Here is a 22256-nt window from a genome sequence, read left to right as displayed (position 1 = left end):
AAGAATCCAAATGCGATTGACCGGCCCACAAGGGACCCACAAGGGGGGAGATTGGCAGCTTCAGCGCCCGCCTGGTTTCTCAGCACGCCCATCCGGCTTCATGATGATCTCGCGATGCGGATAGGGGATGTCGATGCCGTTTTCCCTAAAAACATCCCACAGCGCCAGCAGCACCCTGCCGCGCACATTGGTCAGGCCTTGCTGAGGGTCGTGGATCCAGAAGCGCAGGACGAAGTTGAGCGAGGATTCGCCGAAGTCGGTGAGCCAGCAGACCGGCCGCCGGTACCGCTTCGACCCGGCCGACGCTCATGGCGGCCTTGATCGCCAGTTCACTGACCTTATGCGGGTCGGCGTCGTAAGAGACGCCGAAATTCACGTCGAGCCGCACGAGGTTGTCGCTGAACGACCAGTTGATGACCCTTTGGGTGATGAAGTCCTCGTTCGGGATCAGGTATTCGCGGCCGTCGCGCGTCACCACCGAGACAAACCGCGCCCGCAATTCGCGCACCCAGCCGAAAGTGCCTTCGAGCGAAATGGTGTCGCCCGGCTTGATCGACTTGTCGAGCAGGATGATCATGCCGGAGACGAAATTCGAAACCACCTTCTGCAGCCCGAAAGCCAGGCCGACGCCGACGGCACCGGAAAATATCGTCAGGGCCGTCAGGTCGAGACCGACGGAAGACAGGGCGATGGCACCCGCCACCAGCACAAGGGCGACCTTTGCGACCTTGCCGACGAGGACGCGGATCGAGGGCGTCAGCTCTTCGGAGATGCGGACGCGCTCGTCGATATACTTGCCGACGACCACCGCAAGCCAAACCGTGGCGATCAGCAGCAGCGCCGCTTTCAGCACCAGGAGCGCCGAAAGGCGCACCGCGCCCAAAGGTATTGCGAGGCCGTCCAGGAAAGTCGCGGCCTCGTCATCGATGCCCAGGATGACGAGGGCCGCATAGATCCAGGTCAGCCAGGCGAGAGCCCGCGCGACAAAGCGATTGCGGACGATGCGCGACAGCACCGACGCGAACAGCCACGCGAGGGATAGCGAGAGCGCAATATAGATGAAATGGGTCCGGCTTGGCCAGGTGATGGCGCGCATGAGAACGAGCGCGGCAAGCAGGAAGACCGTGAACAGGATCCAGTCGGTGCGCCGCAACAGGGCAACGACGACCCTCAACAGTCCGGGATGCCCCTTGATCTGGCGTGCCCGGTTCTCCACGAGCGGTTCGATGCGCTGCGCCGCGAGCTTCGCGACGAGGAAGAGCACGACGATGATGGCAGCCTGATAGAAAAACCACGGCGTGACGGCGTAGTCGAACCATCGGCTGGCCCAGGCCAGCGATTCATCGATGGCGTTTCGAAGATCCATTCCCACACGACCGTTATGGACTGGCGACCAGCACAATGTCGCCGGCCTGGTGAAGGGTCAAGCCGGCGCTCTGCGCTTCAGCCACGCGCCACCGGCGCCTCTTGGCCGGTGCGCTCAATAGGTCAGGTATAGCCGCCACTATAGGAGTGACGCGCGCGGCCAGGCAGCGGCCGCCAGAAACAACAACCGATTGAAACAACCGCTGGAAAATCGCCAACGCGCAACATTGAATCACTGTTACATTAGCTTGCTCTTAAATTAGTTTTAGCGTATGTATGCAGGTGGCCGGTGATCTACCCCCCAACCGGTTAGGCTCGGCGCCAGTCCCGCCCCCCTCAGGCCAACGACGCCGGGCCGCTCGGCCTTCCTCGCGGCAGCTCAGCTCCGCAATCAAGGCGCCTCCTGCCCGCTCCCCAATTCACGTTGACGATACATCCTTCACTTCGTCACCCCAAGGCGAAGCAAGGAGCGAAGCGACGCGGCGCAGACCCTGGGATCCATGCCGTTACCTCAGAGCGTCACGACTGTGCAGAACCTTTGATGGCGGAGCGAGGCGCCCCCCTCTGTCCTGCCGGACATCTCCCCCACAAGGGGGGAGATTGGCCGTCATTGCGGCTTTCGGCAATGTCCAACGTTGATGAACAGACGCCGTCAGCGAGGCGGCCGATCTCCCTCCAAGTGGGGGAGATGTCCGGCAGGACAGAGGGGGGCGCCAAGGATCGCTATATTTATCCTGAGCCGCTGCTTTCTTTGGCTGATGTCACGGCATAGATGCCAGGGTCTGCGCCGCGTCGCTCCGCTCCTTGCTTCGCCCTAGGATGACGAAGGCGTGGTGGGATTTGGCCAATCGCCAGCGTTGGATCGGCGGCTGCAGGCCGGCTGGCAGCGACCGACAGTCAAAGAACCAAATCCCCTGTGAAGAAAAAACAGGCGATATGCGCGCCCTATCCCCGCAGCCCAGGCGCCTCCTGCCCCGTTCTCTCGACATACTCCGTATAGCCGCCGCCGTAGGTATGAATCCCCTCGGGCGTCAGTTCCAGGACCCGGTTCGACAGCGCCGCCAGAAAATGCCGATCATGCGAGACGAACAGCATGGTGCCCTCATACTGCGAAAGTGCCGTGATCAGCATCTCCTTGGTGGCGATGTCGAGGTGGTTGGTCGGCTCGTCCAGCACCAGCAGGTTGGGCGGGTCGAACAGCATCAGCGCCATCACCAGCCGCGCCTTCTCGCCGCCCGACAGCACCCGGCATTTCTTGTCGATCTCGTCGCCGGAAAAGCCGAAGCAGCCGGCCAGCGCCCTGAGCGGCGCCTGGCCGGCCTGCGGAAAGGCGCCCTCCAGCGTCTGGAACACGGTGCGTTCGCCCTCCAGCACTTCCATGGCGTGCTGGGCGAAATAGCCCATCCTGACGCTGGGCCCGCGCGCCACCGTGCCATTGTCCGGCTCGGAAGCGCCGGCGACCAGCTTCAGCAGCGTCGACTTGCCGGCGCCGTTGATGCCCATCACGCACCAGCGCTCGCGGCGGCGCACCTGGAAATCCAGCCCCTGATAGATCGGGCGGCTGCCATAGCCCTTGTGAACGTTCTTCAGCGTCACCACGTCCTCGCCGCAGCGCGGCGCCGGCTGGAAATCGAACGACACTTTCTGGCGGCGTTTTGGCGGCTCGACGCGGTCGATCTTCTCCAGCTTCTTCACCCGGCTCTGCACCTGGGCGGCGTGCGAGGCGCGCGCCTTGAAGCGCTCGATGAAGGCGATCTCCTTGGCCAGCATCGCCTGCTGGCGTTCGAACTGCGCCAGCTGCTGCCGGTCGGCGATCGCCCGCTGCTGCTGGTAGAATTCATAGTTGCCGGAGTAGGCGGTCAGCGAGCCGCCATCGATCTCGACCACCTTGTCGACGATGCGGTTCATGAACTCGCGGTCGTGCGAGGTCATCAGCAGCGCGCCGTCATAATTCTTCAGGAACTGTTCCAGCCAGATCAGGCTTTCCAGGTCGAGATGGTTGCTCGGCTCGTCGAGCAGCATGGCGTCGGGCCGCATCAGCAGGATCCTGGCCAGCGCCACGCGCATCTTCCAGCCGCCGGAAAGTTTTCCGACGTCGCCGTCCATCATCTCCTGGCTGAAGCCGAGGCCGTCCAGCACCTCGCGGGCGCGGCCATCCAGCGCATAGCCGTCGAGCTCCTCGAAACGCGCCTGCAGGTCGCCGTAGCGGGCGATGATGGCGTCCATCTCGTCGGCGCGATCGGGATCGCCCATGGCCGCTTCGAGCGCGCCCATCTCGGCCGCCACTTCGCTCACCGGCCCGGCGCCGTCCATCACTTCGGCAACCGCGCTGCGGCCCGCCATGTCGCCGACATCCTGGCTGAAATAGCCGATGGTGACGCCGCGATCGACCGAGACCTGGCCCTCGTCGGGCTGCTCCTCGCCGTTGATCATGCGAAACAGCGTCGTCTTGCCGGCGCCGTTCGGGCCGACCAGGCCGACCTTCTCGCCCTTCTGCAAGGAGGCGGAGGCCTCGATGAAGACGATCTGCCGGCCGTTCTGCTTGCTGATGCTTTCCAGTCGAATCATGCTTTTCACGCGCGCCCAAGGGAGTTTCCCCGCGCCAATACGCGATAGGCGGCGCCTGCGGAAGCCCGCAAATCAATCGGAATACGACGCCACATTCGAAGTTCGAACTGAATTGGCGGAACCTCAGATAGGGCCGGCAGTTTAGAAAGATGACCACAAACAGCGAAGGAGGACGAGATGAAGACCCTAACCGCTATTTTGCTCGCCACCTCAATGATCGGGCTGACCGCCGGCACGGCAAGCGCCACCTGCCACGACACGACCGCATCGATCGAAGCTCAATCAGGCGTCGCAAAAGACGCAACGCGCGCGCCCCTCGAAACCGACGCGAATACCGGTAACAGGGTAAAGGGCGGCCCGGCCAACAAGACCGGCAACACCATGCCGCTCGCCAACCAGGAAGCCGGCGGCGATAAAAACCTTGCCACCTCGCAGCAGGATGTCGAGGCGCAGCAGGAGGGCGAGAAGACAGCAGCGGCCAAGGCCGACCCCTGCAAGCCGGATTGACGCGAATTGAAAATCCGACCGCAGACGGCGCGCCGTAGCACAAGGCGAAGCGCGACGGTCACCCAATCCCGCCGGTCACCGCGTAGGCGCCGGCGGGGCGTCCGTCTTCAAGACGGACGACGGCGGTGACGATCGAGCCGTACGAGCCGCGCCAGACGCTGTGGATTCTCTCATGCTCGTTGGCCGGCACCACCGCGCGCCCGGTCAGGCGCGCGCCGGTCTGCTGCATGGTGACAGGCTCGCCGTTGACATGCACCTTCACACGAGTGTCGGTTCCGACCTCGCCATCGAAGTCGAGCATGATGGTTATCTCATCGTCATCACCGGCATGGCGCGTCTCGGCGGCAAGCGCGACGGTCAGCGGCGGCGGCTCGCCGAGCGTGCTTGCGTTGTGGCGGGCGAAAAAAACATCGTCGGGAAGTTCCGGCGTGCGCGACGGGCGGCTGCGGCGCTGGCCAAAACGCTCGAAGTCGCCGGCCAGCCGCAGCAGCCGGGTGTCGTCATAGGCCTTGCCGGCGAAGGTTAGGCCGACCGGCATGCCGATATCGGCCATCGCGCCCATCGGCACGGTGACGGTCGGAATGCCGAGATGGCGCGGCACCAGATTGCCGTTGGCGACCCAGGTGCCGTTGCGCCAGGCCAGCGCAGCGGAGGCCTCGCTGACATCCGCATCGGCCGGCCCGACATCGGCGACGGCGGGAAACACCACTGCGTCGAGCCGTTGCGTATCGAGCCAATCCTCGAAATCGATGCGCCGCGTCGCCTCCAGGCCTTTCAGGCCAGCCTCCAGATCGGGAATGGCCCGGAATGGCGTCACGCCGCGCTTGGCCCGCTCGACATATTCCGCCACATCAAAACTGTCCTCATAACGGTCCGGCAGCGTGCCCGGTGGCTGCGGGAAGATTTTTGCGCCGTCGACCGACGCGAGATCGGGGATGGTAGGGTCGGCATTGGCGCGCAGGAAATCGTCCCAGGCGAAGACGCACAGGTCCCAGATCTCGCGCTCGGCGAATCCTTTGGGAATCAGCCCGCGATCGACCATGTTTTTTGTTCCCGGCCGGTCGCGCTCGTAGTTGGAGACGACGGGAAAATCGACCTCGACCACATCTGCGCCGAGCCGCCGCAGATCGGCCGCCGCCTGCTGCCACAGTTCCAGCACCGACGCGCGGGTCTGGATCGCAATTTTGGCCTCCGTATCGAGGCCGATATACATGCGGGGCACGCCGAGCCGCATGCCTCGCAGCGCTCCCTCCAGCTCGAGGCCGGTGTAGCCTGGCGGCCGTACGTCCGAGCTCTTCGGCAGCGCCACCCAGGGCTGCGCACGCCAGAAATCGCCCCTTGTGTTCGGATCGTCGGCGACGATCACGTCGAGCAGTTCGAGCATGTCGGGCACGCTGCGCGTATGCGGCACCACCACGTCCATCGTCGGCACCAGCGGCCAGTTGCCGCGCACCGAAATGACGCCGCGCGACGGCGTGTAGGCGACCAGCGCGTTGTTCGACGCCGGCGCGCGGCCCGACGACCATGTCTCCTCGCCAAGCCCGAAGGCGGCGAAGCTGGCGGCGGTCGCGGTGCCGGAACCATTCGACGAGCCCGACGCGAAGGCGGCGGTCAGGTAATCGGCATTGTAGGGGCTTTCCGCCCGGCCGTAGACGCCGCGCTGCATGCCGCCATTGGCCATCGGCGGCATGTTGGTCAGCCCGATCAGCACCGCGCCGCCGGCCCGCAGCCGCCCGATGGTGAAGGCGTCCTCGTTGGCGATGAGATGTTCGAAGGCCGGCGATCCGGCGGCCACTGTGAGGCCTGATACCTTGTAGCTGTCCTTGGCGGTATAGGGGATGCCGTCCAGCGGCCCGAGCGCAGCACCGTTCCTGCGGCGCCAGTCGGACGCGGCCGCCTCCTCGAACATTTTGGGATTGAGCACCGGAACGGAGTTGAGGGTGATGCCATGGCGGTCGTACCTGGCGATGCGCCTGAGATACGCGCCGACCAGCTCGACGCTGGTGACGGTGCCGGCCTCCAGCGCCTGCCGCAGCTGTGCGATGGACGCTTCGACGATGTGGAGATCGATCATTGTGTCCCCGACGCTTGGTACTCGAAGCGGTATTGGCCTCGAAAACCGATGCCGTAAAGGGGTTTTGCGAAGGCGGCCGTGACAGCCGATCTCCCCCCTTGTGGGGGAAATGTCCGGCAGGACAGAGGGGGGCGCTGTCCCGCCGGCCTGTCAACCATTCGTAGCAACGCCCGCAGACTGGTTCCTGGTTGAGAATGAGTTAGAGCAAAGGCTGGCGATCCTTCGCGCCCCCCTCTGCCCTGCCGGACATCTCCCCCACGAGGGGGGAGATTGGCAGCGTCGGCGGCGGCGCTCCTTTCTGTAACGTCGAGCTGTAACGTCGAGCGTCGCGCCACCTTCGCACATCACTCCGGCGCTCCGGCGAAAAGCACCACCCCGTCTCCGCCGCCTGCCGGCCAGTCCCGGATGGTGCGGTCGTAGCCGCCGGTCAGCACTGTGCCGTCAGCGGCGAACGCCACGGCGTAGATCGGTCCGGACCGGCTGTCGAACAGCGCGGTCTCGCTGCCGGTTTCCATGTCCCACAGCCGTGCCGTGCCGTCGAGCGAACCGGACAGCAGCCGCTTGTTGTCGGTCGACAGCGCCAGCGCATAGACCGTGCCCGAATGGCCCTCGAGGCGGCGGACTTCGCGGCCGCTGTCGAGATCCCAGAGCTTGATCGTATAATCGCCGCTGCCGGTGATCAGATGGCGCCCGTCGGCCGTGAACACCACGCCATAGGGGCCGCGCTCATGCCCGTGCCAGCTGCGCAGCTGCTTGCCAGTATCGATGTCCCATAGTTTTAGTGTGCCCTCGATACTGCCGCTGATCGCGCGTGTGCCGTCGGGCGAGACGGCGACCCCGCTGATCGACCAGTGGTGCCCCGGCATCACATTCAGCACCGAGCCTTTCTCGATATCCCAGACGATGACCCTGCCGGTGTCGTGCCCGCTGACAGCACGTTTGCCGTCGGGGCTGATCGCGAGCTTGTTGACGCCGCCGTTCTGGCCTGACGAGAAGACGTGCAGCACCGCGCCATCGGCGAGCTGGCGCAGCACGATCTCGCCATCGTCGCCCGCCGTCAGCGCCCGCGCCCCATCGGGCAGGAAAAGCGCGGTACGCGCCATGTCCTTGTGGATACCGAGGGTGCGGATCAGGCGCTTGCCATCGATATCCCAGAGCTTGATCGTGCGGTCGGTACTGGCGCTCATGATCGAGTGACCGTCGGACGCCACCGCCAGCCAGACGACGGGCTCGCGGTGGCCATCGGGCTGCGTCGGCTGCGGCGGCGGAGCCTGAGGCAGCGGCGCGACGGTCTGCGGTGGCGCAGCCGGGGCTGGAGCAGGCTCCGGCGGTGAGACAGGTGGGGCAAGCGCGACCTTGGATGGCGAGGCAGGAGCCGCTTCCGGTTCCGGGGCCGGTGCGCTGGTGACCTCTTGGCTTTCCGGCGCGCTCGGCACGGTTTGCTCGGCGATCAGGCTTTTGCCGGCGTCCTGTGCCTGCCGCGACCACGGGCTGAGCTGGTCGGCCACCAGAGCGAGCACGGCGAGGAACGGAACGACGGCAAGGAGCCGCCGCAGGCGTGGTCTTCCGGCGGGTTGCAGTTCGGCGCCCCTGCCGAACAGAGGCGTCTTCGGAGCGAGCGTCGATCGGCCCGGCAACAGGCCGGCCCAGAACAGCAGGGCTGCAAGAGCTGAGACAACACCCGCTGTCCCGAAGAAAGCCAGGCGCACCGACGCGAAAGCGTCGCCGACACCCCCGCCGCCCAGCGCGAAATACACGCGTGTGAAGCAGAGCATGCCGATCGCCAGCAGCAGCATTGCCAGCAGCCTGTCGACAAACCTGTTCATCGGGCTCCCCCCGCGCCGCTGTTCGCTTCGTCCGCAATGATGCAGGTCGGCGCCGGGCTTGTCGATGCCCGGTCAATTCCGAAGAGCGAAACAGCGAGCGCAAAACGCGCGCCTGCGCCAAAGCGCTCGATATGGCCTGGCGACACTCTTGGTCGCCGCAATGTTGCCCGGTCGCGCGCTAGAATCGCCTAGCAGGGAACTCAGCACCGAGGCCAAGTGACGGATGATTGGAAACTACCCTGGGACGGCGGCTGCCTGTGCGGTGGGATACGCTTTCGCATAAGTGCGCCGCCCTTGCTGACCATGGCCTGTCATTGCACCGGCTGTCAGAAGCTGAGCGCGAGCGCTTATTCCCTGACTATGGCGGTGCCAAGCAGCGGCTTCAGCGTTACGCAAGGCGAGCCGGTGGTCGGCGGCATGCATGGCCCGCACCGGCAACTCTACTGCTCGCACTGCAAGAACTGGATGTTCACCCATCCGCACGGCCTGGACTTCTTCGTCAATGTTCGCGCGACCATGCTGGACGAGCACCATTGGTATGTGCCCTTCGTCGAGGTCTTCACGTCGGAAAGGCTGCCCTGGGCAACGACCGCCGCCAGCCACAGCTTCGCCACCCAACCCGACCTTGAAGGATACACACCTTTGATCGAGGCCTTCGCCCGCGAAGGCGCGCGACCGGGCTAAGGTTTCGCTCTACGATGGACCCCCACCCCTAACCCTCCCCACAAGGGGGAGGGAGACTTCGTTGGCGCCGAACTCGGCAAATTGCCTGCCTTTCGGCGCCAAAGGGGAAGTTAAAAAGCGCGCGGCAGCGTTCCCTCCCCCTTGTGGGGAGGGTTAGGGTGGGGGTCCACCTTCGCAAGAATCCAAATGCGATTGCCTTGCCCACAAGGGGGGAGATTGGCTCCCCCCTCACCGCAACTCAACCCACACCGGGGCGTGGTCGCTGGCGCCGGGCTCGCCGCGAACGTCGCGGTCGATGCCTGCCCCGGCCAGCCGGCGCGTCAGTTTCTTGGACAGCAATATATGATCCAGTCGCAGGCCGGCGTCGCGCTGCCAGCGGTTGCGGCGATAATCCCAGAATGTGTAGAGCGTCTCCTTCGGGTGTTTTTTGCGCAGCGCGTCGGTCCAGCCCTGGTCGAGCAGCGCTGCGAAGGATTCCCGGCTCTCCGGCTGCACCAGCGCATTGTCGTCATAGGAGCGGGTCGGATAGATGTCGCGCGGCTCGGGCACGATGTTGTAGTCGCCGGCCAGCACCACCGGCAGGCCGGTGTCGAACAGTTCTTCCGCATGCGCGTTCAGGCGCTCGTGCCACGCCAGCTTGTAGGTGAATTTCGGGCCGGGCTGCGGGTTGCCGTTCGGCGCATAGAGGCAGGCGACGACGATGCCGCTGACCGCCGCCTCGATGTAGCGGGCCTGGTTATCGCTGTCGTCGCCGGGCAGCGCTTCGCGGGTCAGAACGGGTTCTGAACCCCGCGCCAGTATGGCGACGCCGTTCCAGGTCGGCTGTCCCACCCAAACCGCACCATAGCCGGCCGCGGCGAGTGCTGTGCGCGGAAACTGCGTCTGTCTTGCCTTCAGTTCCTGCAGGCAGACGATGTCGGGCTTGGCGACAGTCAGCCAGGCGAGCAGGTTCTGCAGCCGCCCGTTGATGTTGTTGACGTTGAAGGTGGCGATCTTCATCGGCCTGCTTCAGCGCACGATGCGCCGGTCCACGCCTTCACCGCATCAGTCATCGTCTTCAGATGATCGGCGGCCGAAAAACCGGAGATGCTCTTGCGCGGCTTCAAATCGTGGTCGCCATCTTCCAGCCACCGCATTTCGATGGTGTCGGAAAGGTCGTAGGTCGCGACCTCGTCCCTGGTCCCGAATTCGTCGCGTGTGCCCTGAAAAATCAATGTCGGCGTCTTGAGACCGGCGAGGTGTTTTGTCCGAAGCTGCGTCGGTTTCCCCGGCGGATGGAAGGGATAGCCGAGGCAAAGCAGCCCTGAAATGTCGCCCTTCGAAAACACCTCGTCGGCGATCATCGAAGCGACGCGGCCGCCCATCGACTTGCCGCCGATGATGAGCGGCCCGTTCACGCCCTTCGCCCTGAGGTCGGCGATCACCTTGACGTATTCCGGGTTCACCGTCTCGGCGCGCGGCGGCGGCTTGCGGTGGCCGTAGCGGCGGGCCGCCATGTAGTGGAATTCGAAGCGCGCGACGCGAAACCCGGCTTCGGCCAGCGCTTTTGCCGTGGCGGTCATCGAGGCAGAATCCATCGGCGCGCCGGCGCCATGGGCGAGCAGGATGGTGATGGGGGCGGTGTCTGGGCCGTCGAAGAGGAAGGTGGTCATGGGGCGGCCCACTCATCCCACTTATAGAGGCCGCGTTCCGTCCCACCCCCCTCTGGCCTGCCGGCCATCTCCCCCTCAAGGGGGGAGATTAGCAGCTTCGTCTCCCCGCCCACTCCCCAACGGTGGCAGTTGGCGAAACCGTCGGTGACAGCCAATCTCGCCCCTTGAGGGGGAGATGTCCGGCAGGCCAGAGGGGGGTGTTCAAGCGCGATCAAACGAAGCCCTCACCCCGACATCCGCGCCAGCTGCAAATCGATGAACTGAATACCCTTGGCCGCCATGCGCGCCCATTCGGAGCTGGCGTCGAGCTCGAGATAGCGCGCCCAGTTCCGCCGCGCCTCGGCGAGGTTGCCGGCGTCGAACTCCAGCCTTGCCAGGTTGAACACCGCATCGGCATAGTTTTGGTCGAGCGCGATCGCCTTCTGCAGATGCCGGCGCGCCGAGCCGTCGCGGCCCTCATCGCTCATCAGCCCGGCCAGGTTGAACCAGGCCTCGACAAAGCCGGGGTCGCACTTGATGGCGCGGGCATAGTCATGCGCCGCCTCGGCCGCGCGTCCGGCGGCGCGCAGGCAGTTGGCGCGGTTGAAGGCGGCGATCGCATCGCCCGAATCGATGGCCAGGCAGCGCTGGTAGAGTGCTGCCGCCTGCTCGTGGTCTTCAGCCTGTTCCGCGGCTTCGGCGTCGGCGAACAGTTCTTCCAGCGTGTCGTCATCCGGCGTTCCCAGATCGAACAGCAGTTGGCCGTCGAGTTCGCTCTGGCCGCCCTCGAGATAGATCTGATCGGCGCGCCCATGCTGCGAGCCGACATTCAGCGACTTGGCGGTCAGCGAAGCGACCGGGCCGCAGCGGTGCACCGAGCGCGCGATCGCCCCCCACGAGGCGCCGCCGGCGACCAGCCCGGCATATTTGCGGGCCAGGATCAAATCGCGAAACGAATAGGGTTCGCAATCATGCTCGAAGGCATCGAAAAGCGACAACAGGTCGAGGTCGGCGGCGGCAAGCCGCGACTGGTCAATGAGCGACTGCCTGGGCAGCGCCGAAGCCTCCGGCGCCTTGATCAGCCCGAGCAGGCGCAAAAAACCGTTTTCGCTGATCAGCTTGCGCCCGGCCGCACGCTCGGCGGCGACGCGGCGCTCGATCTCGGCATCCCCGGCCTTGGCCAGAAGTTTGCGGCCGAACACGACATGGCTGGTGCGCCTGTTGACGCCGCGTCGCAACTGGCCCTGCCGGCGCTCGACTTCACGCGCCGCCAGCCTCAGCGGGAACGCCGCCAGCGCGCCGATCGCGCCGAAGACGCTGCCGGAAATCATACCGGTGGGCGCTGTCACCCTTTGCTCTTGCCGACGGCCTTGAGCAGATTGGCCTTGAGCGGATTTTCCTTGGCCGCGCCGGCGCCGCCCCTGGCGGATTTCGTTGCCGGTTTCGCCGCTTCATCGGCCTTGCTCTTGCTCCTGGCCGGCGGCTTGGCCGATTGCGACAGGCTGGCCTTCAGCGCATCCATCAGATTGATCACATTGCCGCGCTCGGGCGCGGCCGCAATGATCGGCTTGTGACCCTTGAGCTTCTCGCGGATCATCGCCATCAGCGCGATCTCATAGCGATCCTCGTAGTTCTTCGGATCGAACGTGGTTTCCTTCTGCTTGATCAGCGCCTCGGCAAGCTGCAGCATTTCCGGGTCGGGTTTGCCGGCCGGGATGTTGCCGAAATATTCAACTGTGCCGCGCACTTCATTCGGATTCCTCAAGGTGCAGACGAACATGCCGTTCTCGCGCGCGCCGATCGTCACCACGCGCTCGCGGCTGGACAGCACCAGCCGCGCAATCGCCAGCTTGCCGGATTTGCGCATGGCTTCGCGCAGCACCGCGAAAGTCTCCTCGGCCATCGCGCCATCGGGCGCCAGATAGTAGGGCGCGTCCTGATAGATGACATCGACCTCGCCCTCGTCGACAAAGGCCTCGATGTTCATCGTGTGGTTGGATTCGATGCGCACCGCCTCGAGGTCGGCATCTTCGATGATGATGTACTGCTTGTCCTCGTATTCGTAGCCCTTGACCAGATCCGAGCGCTCGACCAGCCCGAGTTCGGGATCGACCGGCTTCATGTTGATGCGGTTGTGGGTGTCCTTGTGCAGCTGGTTGAAGCTGATCCGCTCGCTGGCACTCGTCGCCGGATACAGCCGGACCGGACAGCTGACGAGACTGAGCTTGAGGTAACCTTTCCAACTTGCCCTGGGCGCCATGAAACTCTCCTACGCGGCCGTGCACCGTCGAACATTTCGCAGCGCTTCGTCCAAAGGACGAACGGCGCCGCGCAAAACCTACATCGCCCTCACAATACCGGCAAATCCCTAGCGAAATCTTCCATGTCGGCCCAAGGATCGCCGGAGGTGTTTAGAAGGCCCGGCAGCGAAGAATAATTCAAATCTTCCGGAGCGTCGATGGATTCCAGATCGGACCAGCTCACCGGCGTCGAGGCCGGCAGGTTTGTGCGGGCGCGCAGCGAATAGGGTGCCGCCGAAGTGTGGCCGCGCGCGTTGCGGTGAAAGTCGATGAAGATGCGCCGCTTGCGATTGTCCTTGCCCATGGTGGTGGTGAAGGTGTCGGGCGCCGTGGCGGCCAATGCCGAGGAGATGGCGCTGGTCGCCTGGTGCAGTTTTTTCCAGTTCTGTTTTTGCGTCACCGGCACTGATATGTGGATGCCCTTGCCGCCCGAGGTTTTGGCAAACGGCACCAGCCCCATCGCCTCCAGTTCGGCGCGGATATGCACCGCCGCCTCGACCACCTCGCGCCAGCCAACCCCCTCACCGGGATCGAGGTCGAAGACGATCAGGTCGGGTTTGTCGAGGCGCGTGCGATGGGTGCCCCAGGTGTGGAACTCGACGACGCCGAACTGCGCCAGCGCCAGATAGCCCTTGGCGTCCTCGACCGACAGGTAGGATTTGGTCTCGCCCTCGGAATTGGTCGCCTCAAAAGTCGCCACCGATTTTGGCATGCCGGTGAAGGCATGGCGCTGGAAGAAGCAGTCCTGCGGCTTGCCGGTCGGGCAGCGCACCAGCGACACCGGGCGGCCCAAAATGTGCGGCAGCATGAAGTCGCCGACCAGCGCGTAGTAGACGGCGATATCGAGCTTGGTCGGTCCGGTTCTGCCGAACAGCCGCCGCGTCGGGTTGGTGACCCAGATCGTGGCGAGGTCGGCCTCGGCGATCAGCCGCTTGCGCTTGGCCGATACAGGCGTCGACAGGCCGACATCGCGCAGCCCGCGGAACACGGCATGGCGCAGCGCATTATCGGTGGTCCGGTTGGCATAGTGGATATGGGCCGAAAGCAGCGGCCGCACCCAGTTCATCTCGCGCATGATCTCGCGTGGAACGCCTTCGGGTGCAGACGCGCCGGCGCGCAGCGGCTGCAGCCGGGCCAGCAACGCGGTGGCGGTGGCGGCGTCGAAGCCGGTGCCGACCTTGCCGCGATAGTGCAGCTCGCCATCCTCGAATTCGCCGAGCCCGAGCGCGGCCAGCCCCTCGGCTGCAGCGGAGGTGGTGTAGCCGGCGATGACGAAATCGCCGGTCTTCAGCGCCTTGGTCTTGGTCCAGGTCTTGGTGCGGCCGCTCTGGTAGATCGCCGTGGCGCGCTTGGAGACGATGCCTTCCAGCCCCATCTCGGAGGCCTGGTCGTAGAGCGCCTGGCCATCGCCTTCGACGTGGTCGGAGAACTGGATGGCGGAGTTGGCGCCCAGGCCGGACAGCAATTGCGACAGCAGCGCCTTGCGCCGGCCGAGCGGCGCTTTTTTCAGGTCCCAGCCGTCGAGATACAACAGGTCGAAGGCATAGTAGTGGAGCTTGTTGCCGGCGCCCTCGGCCAGCGCCTCCTGCAAAAGGGCAAAGCGGCTGATGCCCCTCGCGTCGAGCACGACGACCTCGCCGTCGATGATTGCATCGCGGCAGGGCAGCCTGGCAAAGGCGAGCGGCAGGTCGCCATAGCGCCTGGTCCAGTCGAGGCCGGCGCGGGTGATCAATTTGACCGCGCCGTCGGCCAGATGCGCCATGGTGCGGTAGCCGTCGAATTTTATTTCGTGCAGCCAGATTTCGCGCGTTTTTTCGGCAGGGCCTTCGCCGCCCGGCGGCTTCGGAACCTGCGTGGCCAGCTGCGACTCGATCCGGGAAGGCAGCGGCGCCTTGACCGCACCCGGCAGCGCACCGGGTTTCAATGCCACCGGTTTCGCAGGCCTTGCGGCAGGCTTCGGGGTTGCCGCCAGCTCCTCGATGCGACGGCCGGATTTGACGCTTTCCGGCCGGGCTTCCAGTATATCGAGCCTGGCGTCGGCGGCGAGGTCGCGCTCCTTGAACAGCAGCCAGTTCTTTTTGCCTTCATCCTCGCCGGGCTTCGGTTTCAGCCTGGTCAGCATCCAGCCGCCATTCAGCTTCTCGCCGGCGAGACGAAATTTGAAGGAGCCGGTGCGTAAGCTCTTTTCGACATCGTCCATCGGCGCCCAGACGCCGGTGTCCCAGACGATCATCGGCCCGCCGCCATATTCGCCCTCGGGAATGACGCCTTCGAAGTCGATATATTCGAACGGATGGTCCTCGGTCTCGACCGCCAGCCGCTTGTCGGCCGGATTGAGCGACGGGCCGCGAGGCACCGCCCAGCTCTTCAGCACGTCACCGACCTGCAGGCGAAGATCGTAATGGTCGGCAGTAGCGTGATGCTTGTGCACGACGAAGCGATTGCCTTCTGCGGCAACCAGCCCGCCGGCGGGCTCCGGCGTCTTGCTGAATTCGCGCTTGGCGCGATAGGCCTTGAGTTTGGAAGGAGCTGGCATATCAAAGACCGAAGCGCGCGGCAGTCAGCAACCAGCGTCTCATTCCTTCGCGCCCCCCTCTGTCCTGCCGGACATCTCCCCCACGAGGGGGGAGATTGGATGTCACGAATGCTTTCGCCAATCTCCAACGTCGCAAACAGGGCGTCAACAGTGACGCTGCCGATCTCCCCCCGTGTGGGGGAGATGTCCGGCAGGACAGAGGGGGGCGCTGTCCCGCCAGCATCAAAATTCCACCGCAGCGGCGCTCACGCAGCTCAATCGTCGGTGGCCGGCGTCAGTTCGAGCTCGGCAGGCGACAGACCCTGCTGGAGCTGGCTCAGCCGGAATTCGTCGACCCAATAAGCCTCGCCGTCGACGAGGACACGCGCCTTGTAGGCGCCGGCGGAAAAGCTCTGTGCGGTGATGTAGACCTTGTGGCGGCCGAGCGCCCTGCGCACTGCAGCGCGCTTGGAATTCTGGCTGGTGACGGAACTGGCCATAGACTGCTCATACACACGCCGCCGCAGGAGAAGACGGCTGGCATAAGGATGGCCGAGACAGACGGTCGTGTCAATTTTTAAACTCGCCTACGGCAGCTTCGCCAGTTCGGCAGCGTGGCGGATGGCAAGCAAGGCGTCCCGGTTGGTCACCGGATAGCCTGCGATGAAGCGTTCGACCGAAAAGCCTGGAAAATCGGCTCTCAAGCGGGCCGCGGCGCGCGCCGCCTCGCCGGTCTCGCCCATGGCCGCATGCGAAAGTGCCAGGAACATCAGCACGTCCGGCGACTCCGGCGAACTCCTGCGGAGCGCCGCGACAGCTTCCCGATGCCTGCCGGCGGCAAACAGGATACGGCCTTGCATGCCGAAATACCAGGGCGGGGCCAATGGATTAAGGCGCATGGCACGCTCGATGAGCGGGATCGCCTCGGCCGGATCGCCGGCGACAAGCGCTTTGCTGCCGGCGAGCAGCAGCAGTATGCCGGCGTGGTTGCAGCCGTATTCGAGAGCCCGCCGGTGCGCGCGCTCCGCTCCTTCGAGATCGCCAAGGCATGCCCTGACATTGCCAAGGCATGCGTGAGCGCAGCTGTCCGTCGGGTCGAGACGCAAGGCGTTTTCGGCCGTGATCCACCCGTTCTCGATCGACGTCAGCACGTCGTCGCCAAAGCCGTTGCAGGCCTCGATCGAATAGGCGTAGGCGAGTTCGGCCCAGCAGTTGGCGAAGGTAGGATCAAGCTCCAGCGCGCGCGAAAAGAAGCGGATCGCCTCGGCATTGCTGGCGCGGCTGAACATGGTGTGCTGTTCGAGGGCAAGCAGATAAAAATCGTAGGCCCGCAAGCTGGCCAGCGGCTTGCGGCGAACCGCATTGCGGCCGACCGTGGCCAGCGTTCCATAACTGCCGGCGAATACGTTGATGATGCTTTCGGCCAGGCTGTCCTGCAGCGCGAAAATGTCATCGGCCGGGCGATCGTAGCGCTCCCTCCAAAGGTCGACGCCGCTACTGGCATCGGCAAGCTCTATCGTCAATCGAATCCTCTGGTCGTCCGCACGCAACTGGCCCGATACGAAATAGGTGGCGCCGAGCGCCTTGCCGTCAGCCGCGAAATCGGCCGGCTTGCTGCCCAGCGATTTCATCGTGTGGAAGGCGATGACAGGCAAGCCCGCGTATCGCGCCAGGTTGATGGTGATGTCTGACGACAGGCCGTCGGCAAAGCGGTGCCAGCGCTCTTCGGAATTCAGGCATTCGATCGGAAATATGGCGAGCACCGGCGGAGCGTCCGACTGACGTGACTGCCCGCCCGGCCGAGCGCCGGAAGCGCCGGCAAAATACGCCGCGAGCCCGATCTTGGTGCGCACGCCAAGTTTTTCGTAGATGGCCGCAAGGTGGGTGCGAACAGTGGTTGGGGCAATGAAAAGTGCATCGCCGATTTCGCGATAGGTCATGCCGGTTGCGAATTTTTCCGCGACCGCGCGCTCGCGACCCGACAAGGCGTCGAGCGTCTGCGCTTTCGAAGCGTCATTGACCGTCATGGTGGAACCCGTCCCAAGACAGAATACTACAAATGCAGGAGGCCGAATACTGCATCTGCCCGATCCCGTCGCAGGCGCACAAATTGCAAGGTCGTTTGCCGCAAAAAGCGGCAATCCGGGGGAGGTTTCCATGCGTCCTGTTTCGATAATGCTGGCATGCACGATCTTGAGTTTTTCCGCCGCCCAGTCGCCGTCGTTCGCTAGAGGATGCAGGCAGGTGCTGGAATCGGATGTGAAAATCACGAGCATGCGCCTCTATGCCGACATCCTGGCCAATGCCGCCCGCAACGGCTGGGACTACACCCCTGAATCGATCGTCAGTGGCTCAAAGCGGCATTTCGAGGAGATGAAGCTGCAGTTGAATGACGCCGGCTATGAGATCATGCCCGTCGGCGTCCGCCTGTATTGCAAGCGGTGGGACAAGCTCGCCGCCCGCTAGCAACCAGCGATCCGCCCTTTGCGGCGCAAGCTTTGGTGCAGGCCAACTGTCTGCTTCTGCTTGCCGCTGCCTTTTGCGGCTTCGGCAATGTTGCGCAGAAGACTGTGCTGGATCATCTCGATCCGCTCAGCGCCGTGGGCATGCGCTGCCTGATCGCGGGGCTCATGGTCCTGCGGTCGTATCTGGATCAATCACCCTGCTGTCGCTGACAGCAGCAAGCCGGCGGTGGCAGACTGAGAGATCGGGCAACCCGGCGAACCCCGCGAAGCCGCCAAACAACAGGCCGGGGACCCGACCGGAACCGAATACCGCCTGTTCTTGCGCAAATCTCCGGCCTTGGCTAGCATCCGCCCGCCGGCGCCGAGCGGAGGAGAACGTCGCGGTGGACCGGCTGGAGCGCCGTTGCGTCCCCCTGGGCGCTCAAAGGACACTCCATTTCTGGATCGACGCAGGAAATTTCGGAAAATCGGAACCGGTTTTCGGGTTCATGCGCTCATGTGGGAGGAGACTAAATTGATCAACAGACGTGAATTCCTGCTGTCGTCCGTGGCGATGGGCACGATGGCGCTGGCCGCTCCGCAACTGGCTTTCGCCCAAGACAAGCTGACCATTCTTGGTTCGGTGCCGAGTCTCGGCTTTCCGTTCTTCGTGCACATGCTGAACCAGATCAAGGCGGAAGCTCAGGCGCAGGGCGTCAATCTTGTCGAAAGCGACGGCCAGAACTCGGCGCCCAAGCAGACCGCCGATATCGAGGCAGCGCTCGTGCAGAAGGTCAACGCCATCGTCATCTCGCCACTCGACGTCAACGCGCTGGCCCCGGCCATCGAGCAAGCGATCCAGGCCGGCGTCCCCGTCGTCACCATCGACCGCCGCGTCGACGGGGTCGAAGGCATCCTCGCCCATGTCGGCGCCGACAACGTCAAGGGCGGCGAGGCCGAAGCGCAGGCCATGGTGGCGGCTTTCCCGAACGGCGCTAAGATCTTCCATCTGCAGGGCCAGCCAGGTGCCGGGCCGGCGATCGACCGCAACAAGGGCGTGCACAACGTCCTCGACCCGATGAAGGACAAGTACCAGATCATCTTCGAGCAGACCGCCAATTTCGCCCGCGCCGAGGCGCTCTCGGTCACCGAGGCCGGCCTTGCCGCCAACGGCAAGCCCGACGCGATCATCTGCGCCAATGACGACATGGCGCTGGGCGCGGTCGAAGCCTGCGCGGCGCGCAACTTCACCGACGTCAAGATCTACGGCTTCGATGCGCTTCCCGAAGCGCTGGTCGCCGTGCGCGACGGCAAGCTGGCCGGCACCGTCGAACAGTTCCCCGGCGAGCAATCGCGCACCGCGGTGCAGATCGCCGTCGCCTATGCCAGGGACAAGACCGAGCCGAAGGAAAAGCTTGTGCTGCTGACGCCGATCGTCATCGGCAAGGACAATCTCGACAAGGCGGAAAGGCTGGGCGAGACGAAGTAGGCGGGTCCAGGGCGCGCGGTGGCGAAAGCAGCGTTCTGTCGCGCCCCCCTCTGCCCTGCCGGGCATCTCCCCCACTTGGGGGGAGATTGGCAGCTTCAACGCCGGCTCTCCCTCTGCAACGTTGGTGATTGGCGAATCCAGTTATCAAGGCGCAATCTCTCCCCTTGTGGGGGAGATGTCCGGCAGGACAGAGGGGGGCGCTGTCCCGCGGCCAATCGCAATCAGGGAGAAACCTTTGCCCACAGCTGAAGCCATCGCGCCATCTCTCCCCCTCCTCGCCGTCGAGGGCGTGACCAAGCGTTTTGCCGGCGTCACCGCGCTGAGCGATGTCTCGCTCGAGGTTCGGCCCGGCGAAATCCTCGGCCTGCTCGGCGAGAACGGCGCCGGCAAGTCGACGCTGCTCAAGATCCTGTCCGGCGTGATGCCGCCGTCCAGCGGCCGCATCGTCTTCGACGGCGTCGAATTCAATCCGCACAATCCGCAGGATGCCAAGCGCCTCGGCATCGTCACCATCTACCAGGAACTGAGCCTGATCCCGACGCTGACCGTGGCGGAGAATATTTTTATCGGCCGCGCGCCGCTCGGGCGCTTGGGCCTGGTCAGCTGGCGGAAGATGGAGGTAGACTCGCGCGCGATCATCGCCCGCGTCGGCCTTGACCTCGACCCGGCGACGCCGGTGTCTGCGCTGTCGGTGGCCGAGCAGCAGCTGGTCGAGATCGCCCGCGCGCTGTCGCTGAAGAGCCGGCTCATCATCATGGACGAGCCGACCTCGGCGCTGACCGAAACCGAAGTGCAAAAACTGATGTCGATCATGGGCCGGCTGCGCAAGGACGGCGTCGCCATCATGTTCGTCACCCACCGGCTGGAAGAGGCCTCCGCGATCTGCGACCGCATGACGGTGCTGCGCGACGGCAGGCTGGCCGGCCATCTCGACCGCGATGGCGGGCCGATCAAGCTGCCGAAAATCATCGAGAAAATGGTCGGCCGCGCCGCGTCCGAGCTTTATGCCAGGCCGACGCTGCGCGATGTCGCCGGCGACGTCAGGCTTTCCGTGCGCGGCCTGCGCACGGTGCGCGATCCGCAGGCGCCGCACGCCATCGTGCTCGAAGGCATCGATCTCGACCTCAAGGCCGGCGAGATCCTCGGCGTCGCCGGCCTCGTCGGCTCCGGCCGCACCGAGCTTGCCCGCGCCATCTTCGGCGCCGACCGCATCGCCGCCGGCACCATCACCCTCGACGGCAAGACGATCGCGCCTGAAACACCCGCCGACGCCATCGCCCTCGGCATCGGCCTGGTGCCGGAAGACCGCAAGCATCAGGCGATCTTCGCCGCGCTCGGCATCCTCACCAACTTTTCCGTCGCTGCGCTCGGCCGCTACTCCAACGCTCTCGGCTTCATGGCCGAGCGCCGCGAGCGCCAGGCGCTGGCGAGCTACAGAAAAACGCTGTCGATCCGCATGGCCTCGCCCGAGCAGCCCATCGAGGGGCTGTCCGGTGGCAACCAGCAGAAGGTCATCCTCGCCCGATGGCTGGCGCGCGACCCCAAGGTGCTGATCGTCGACGAGCCGACGCGCGGCGTCGATGTCGGCGCCAAGGCCGAGGTGCACCAGATCCTGGTGCAGCTCGCCGGGCGCGGCATCGCCATCATGATGATCTCGTCGGAATTGCCCGAAGTGCTTGCGGTGTCGGACAGGATCGTCACCATGCGGCGCGGCCGCATCACCGGCGAGATGCCAGGTATCGAGGCGACCGAGGAAAAACTGATGGAACTGATGGCGCTCGATCAAACGCAGGAAGCGACGCAATGACCAGCACGACCGAACAGAGCCAGCGCGGCGGCATCAATGTCGCGCGCCTGCTGATGAGCTTCGGACCGCTGATGTTCCTGGCGCTGCTGATCGTCGTCTTCACCGTGCTGAAGCCGAGCTTCATCGACCCGATCAACATCTTCAACATCATGCGGCAGATCTCGATCACCGGGCTGATCGCGCTCGGCATGACCTTCGTCATCCTCACCGCCGGCATCGACCTGTCGGTCGGTTCGCTGCTGGCTTTCTGCGGCATGGTCGCGGCGGTGGTGGCCAAGGGCGGCACCGCCAACACGCTGTCGCTGTCGACGTCCGGCGCACAAGGCTATGGCTGGTTCGCAGCCCTTCTGGCCGCCGTCGTCGTCGGCGCCCTGGCCGGCGGCGTCCAGGGCTTTGCCATCACCCGGCTGAAAGTGCCGCCCTTCGTCGTCACGCTCGGCGGCCTCACCGTGTTTCGCGGCCTGACGCTGACGATCTCCAATGGCGGCCCGATCTCCGGCTTCGACGCTTCGATGCGCTGGTTCGGCACCGGGCTGATCGGCCCGGTGCCGGTGCCGGCGATCATATTCGCGGCGGCGGCGATCCTCTGCCACATCGTCCTGCGCTACACGCGCTACGGCCGCGCCGTCTACGCCGTCGGCGGCAATGCCGAGGCGGCGCGGCTGTCCGGCCTGCGCGTCGACCGCATCCTGATCTCGGTCTACATCATCGTCGGCTTCTTCGCCGGCCTTGCCGCCTTCGTGCTATCGGCCAGGCTCAATTCCTCGGAAGCCGTCGCCGGCATCGGCTACGAGCTGACGGTGATCTCGGCGGTGGTCATCGGCGGCACCTCGCTGTTCGGCGGCATTGGCTCGGTCGGCGGCACGGTGGTGGGCGCGGCACTGATCGGCGTGCTGCAGAACGGGCTGCAGTTCAACAACGTCTCGTCCTACACGCAAAGCATCGTCATCGGCCTGATCCTGATCCTCGCCGTGGCCTTCGACCGCTGGCTGAAATCGCGGGTAAGGCGGTAGTCCGAGGGGCAGTACCTAGGTCGGCGGGACAGT

General features: G+C 64.9%; 17 protein-coding genes and 1 pseudogene. 7 read left to right on the top strand and 11 right to left on the bottom strand.

The features are described from left to right. Positions 1-60: 60 nt before the first annotated feature. Both AC0L3H_RS23050 and AC0L3H_RS23045 read right to left on the bottom strand, forming a co-directional pair. Positions 61-1366, bottom strand: a pseudogene (locus AC0L3H_RS23050) (mechanosensitive ion channel family protein). A 944-nt stretch (positions 1367-2310) separates the two neighbouring features. Continuing rightward, positions 2311-3933, bottom strand: coding sequence for an ABC-F family ATP-binding cassette domain-containing protein (locus tag AC0L3H_RS23045; protein WP_473586996.1), 1623 nt, complete (start codon positions 3931-3933; stop codon positions 2311-2313). 177 nt (positions 3934-4110) lie between these two features. Between AC0L3H_RS23045 and AC0L3H_RS23040 the strand changes: the two genes are divergently transcribed. Then, positions 4111-4440: a hypothetical protein gene (locus tag AC0L3H_RS23040; protein ID WP_023799016.1), complete on the top strand. Its 330-nt coding sequence runs from the start codon at positions 4111-4113 to the stop codon at positions 4438-4440. A 58-nt stretch (positions 4441-4498) separates the two neighbouring features. Here the strand turns inward: AC0L3H_RS23040 and AC0L3H_RS23035 are convergent, their stop codons facing one another. Both AC0L3H_RS23035 and AC0L3H_RS23030 read right to left on the bottom strand, forming a co-directional pair. After that, positions 4499-6514, bottom strand: a complete 2016-nt coding sequence (locus AC0L3H_RS23035; protein ID WP_473586995.1) for an amidase — start codon at positions 6512-6514, stop codon at positions 4499-4501. Between the two features lie 344 nt (positions 6515-6858). Continuing rightward, positions 6859-8340, bottom strand: a complete 1482-nt coding sequence (locus AC0L3H_RS23030; RefSeq protein ID WP_473586994.1) for a WD40 repeat domain-containing protein — start codon at positions 8338-8340, stop codon at positions 6859-6861. A gap of 216 nt (positions 8341-8556) precedes the next feature. Between AC0L3H_RS23030 and AC0L3H_RS23025 the strand changes: the two genes are divergently transcribed. Further along, positions 8557-9024 carry a GFA family protein gene (locus AC0L3H_RS23025; protein ID WP_473586993.1) on the top strand — a complete coding sequence of 156 codons (468 nt, stop codon included), beginning with the start codon at positions 8557-8559 and terminating at the stop codon, positions 9022-9024. 228 nt (positions 9025-9252) lie between these two features. Here the strand turns inward: AC0L3H_RS23025 and AC0L3H_RS23020 are convergent, their stop codons facing one another. The 7 genes from AC0L3H_RS23020 to AC0L3H_RS22990 form a co-directional block, all read right to left on the bottom strand. Next, positions 9253-10023 carry an exodeoxyribonuclease III gene (locus tag AC0L3H_RS23020; protein WP_473492916.1) on the bottom strand — a complete coding sequence of 257 codons (771 nt, stop codon included), beginning with the start codon at positions 10021-10023 and terminating at the stop codon, positions 9253-9255. Continuing rightward, the gene (locus AC0L3H_RS23015; protein WP_473586992.1) at positions 10020-10676 is read right to left on the bottom strand and encodes an alpha/beta hydrolase family protein; all 657 of its coding nucleotides are present in this window, start codon (positions 10674-10676) and stop codon (positions 10020-10022) included. Before AC0L3H_RS23015 ends, AC0L3H_RS23020 begins: the two co-directional genes overlap by 4 nt. A 224-nt stretch (positions 10677-10900) precedes the next feature. Beyond that, the gene (locus AC0L3H_RS23010; protein WP_473587013.1) at positions 10901-11986 is read right to left on the bottom strand and encodes a tetratricopeptide repeat protein; all 1086 of its coding nucleotides are present in this window, start codon (positions 11984-11986) and stop codon (positions 10901-10903) included. Positions 11987-12000: 14 nt separating this feature from the next. Continuing rightward, on the bottom strand, positions 12001-12915 hold the full coding sequence (gene ku / locus AC0L3H_RS23005) for a non-homologous end joining protein Ku (RefSeq protein WP_473492913.1): 915 nt from the start codon (positions 12913-12915) through the stop codon (positions 12001-12003). Positions 12916-13004: 89 nt separating this feature from the next. Further along, complete coding sequence (gene ligD, locus AC0L3H_RS23000) at positions 13005-15491, bottom strand: DNA ligase D (RefSeq protein WP_473586991.1); 2487 nt, start codon at positions 15489-15491, stop codon at positions 13005-13007. A 254-nt stretch (positions 15492-15745) separates the two neighbouring features. Beyond that, positions 15746-15970 (bottom strand): hypothetical protein, encoded by a 225-nt coding sequence (locus tag AC0L3H_RS22995; protein ID WP_023799025.1) that lies wholly within the window; start codon positions 15968-15970, stop codon positions 15746-15748. 87 nt (positions 15971-16057) lie between these two features. Then, positions 16058-17497 (bottom strand): LuxR C-terminal-related transcriptional regulator, encoded by a 1440-nt coding sequence (locus tag AC0L3H_RS22990; RefSeq protein ID WP_473586990.1) that lies wholly within the window; start codon positions 17495-17497, stop codon positions 16058-16060. 232 nt (positions 17498-17729) lie between these two features. On the opposite strand from AC0L3H_RS22990, the gene AC0L3H_RS22985 reads away from it, so the two are divergent. From AC0L3H_RS22985 to AC0L3H_RS22965, 5 genes are all read left to right on the top strand, one after another. Beyond that, entirely contained in the window at positions 17730-17936 is a 207-nt protein-coding gene (locus AC0L3H_RS22985) for a hypothetical protein (protein ID WP_128171069.1), read from the top strand. A gap of 35 nt (positions 17937-17971) precedes the next feature. Next, a complete protein-coding gene (locus AC0L3H_RS22980; protein ID WP_473587012.1) occupies positions 17972-18145 on the top strand; it encodes an EamA family transporter in 174 nt (57 codons plus the stop codon). 307 nt (positions 18146-18452) lie between these two features. Next, a complete protein-coding gene (locus AC0L3H_RS22975; protein WP_023799031.1) occupies positions 18453-19403 on the top strand; it encodes a substrate-binding domain-containing protein in 951 nt (316 codons plus the stop codon). Positions 19404-19578: 175 nt separating this feature from the next. Then, positions 19579-21210 (top strand): sugar ABC transporter ATP-binding protein, encoded by a 1632-nt coding sequence (locus AC0L3H_RS22970; RefSeq protein WP_473492909.1) that lies wholly within the window; start codon positions 19579-19581, stop codon positions 21208-21210. After that, positions 21207-22223: an ABC transporter permease gene (locus AC0L3H_RS22965; protein WP_023799033.1), complete on the top strand. Its 1017-nt coding sequence runs from the start codon at positions 21207-21209 to the stop codon at positions 22221-22223. Before AC0L3H_RS22970 ends, AC0L3H_RS22965 begins: the two co-directional genes overlap by 4 nt. The last annotated feature ends 33 nt before the right edge of the window (positions 22224-22256 follow it).

The sequence above is a fragment of the Mesorhizobium sp. WSM4816 genome (genome assembly GCF_055811535.1).
Note: the sequence above shows the minus strand (reverse complement) of the source record. Positions and strands in the feature narration are given on the sequence as shown.

Bases quoted from the DNA above. Each gene is read 5' to 3' on its own strand.
- AC0L3H_RS23045 (WP_473586996.1), bottom strand. From the start codon at position 3,933: ATGATTCGACTGGAAAGCATCAGCAAGCAGAACGGCCGGCAGATCGTC.
- AC0L3H_RS23040 (WP_023799016.1), top strand. From the start codon at position 4,111: ATGAAGACCCTAACCGCTATTTTGCTCGCCACCTCAATGATCGGGCTG.
- AC0L3H_RS23035 (WP_473586995.1), bottom strand. From the start codon at position 6,514: ATGATCGATCTCCACATCGTCGAAGCGTCCATCGCACAGCTGCGGCAG.
- AC0L3H_RS23030 (WP_473586994.1), bottom strand. From the start codon at position 8,340: ATGAACAGGTTTGTCGACAGGCTGCTGGCAATGCTGCTGCTGGCGATC.
- AC0L3H_RS23020 (WP_473492916.1), bottom strand. From the start codon at position 10,023: ATGAAGATCGCCACCTTCAACGTCAACAACATCAACGGGCGGCTGCAG.
- AC0L3H_RS23015 (WP_473586992.1), bottom strand. From the start codon at position 10,676: ATGACCACCTTCCTCTTCGACGGCCCAGACACCGCCCCCATCACCATC.
- AC0L3H_RS23010 (WP_473587013.1), bottom strand. From the start codon at position 11,986: ATGATTTCCGGCAGCGTCTTCGGCGCGATCGGCGCGCTGGCGGCGTTC.
- ku (WP_473492913.1), bottom strand. From the start codon at position 12,915: ATGGCGCCCAGGGCAAGTTGGAAAGGTTACCTCAAGCTCAGTCTCGTC.
- ligD (WP_473586991.1), bottom strand. From the start codon at position 15,491: ATGCCAGCTCCTTCCAAACTCAAGGCCTATCGCGCCAAGCGCGAATTC.
- AC0L3H_RS22995 (WP_023799025.1), bottom strand. From the start codon at position 15,970: ATGGCCAGTTCCGTCACCAGCCAGAATTCCAAGCGCGCTGCAGTGCGC.
- AC0L3H_RS22990 (WP_473586990.1), bottom strand. From the start codon at position 17,497: ATGACGGTCAATGACGCTTCGAAAGCGCAGACGCTCGACGCCTTGTCG.
- AC0L3H_RS22970 (WP_473492909.1), top strand. From the start codon at position 19,579: ATGTCCGGCAGGACAGAGGGGGGCGCTGTCCCGCGGCCAATCGCAATC.
- AC0L3H_RS22965 (WP_023799033.1), top strand. From the start codon at position 21,207: ATGACCAGCACGACCGAACAGAGCCAGCGCGGCGGCATCAATGTCGCG.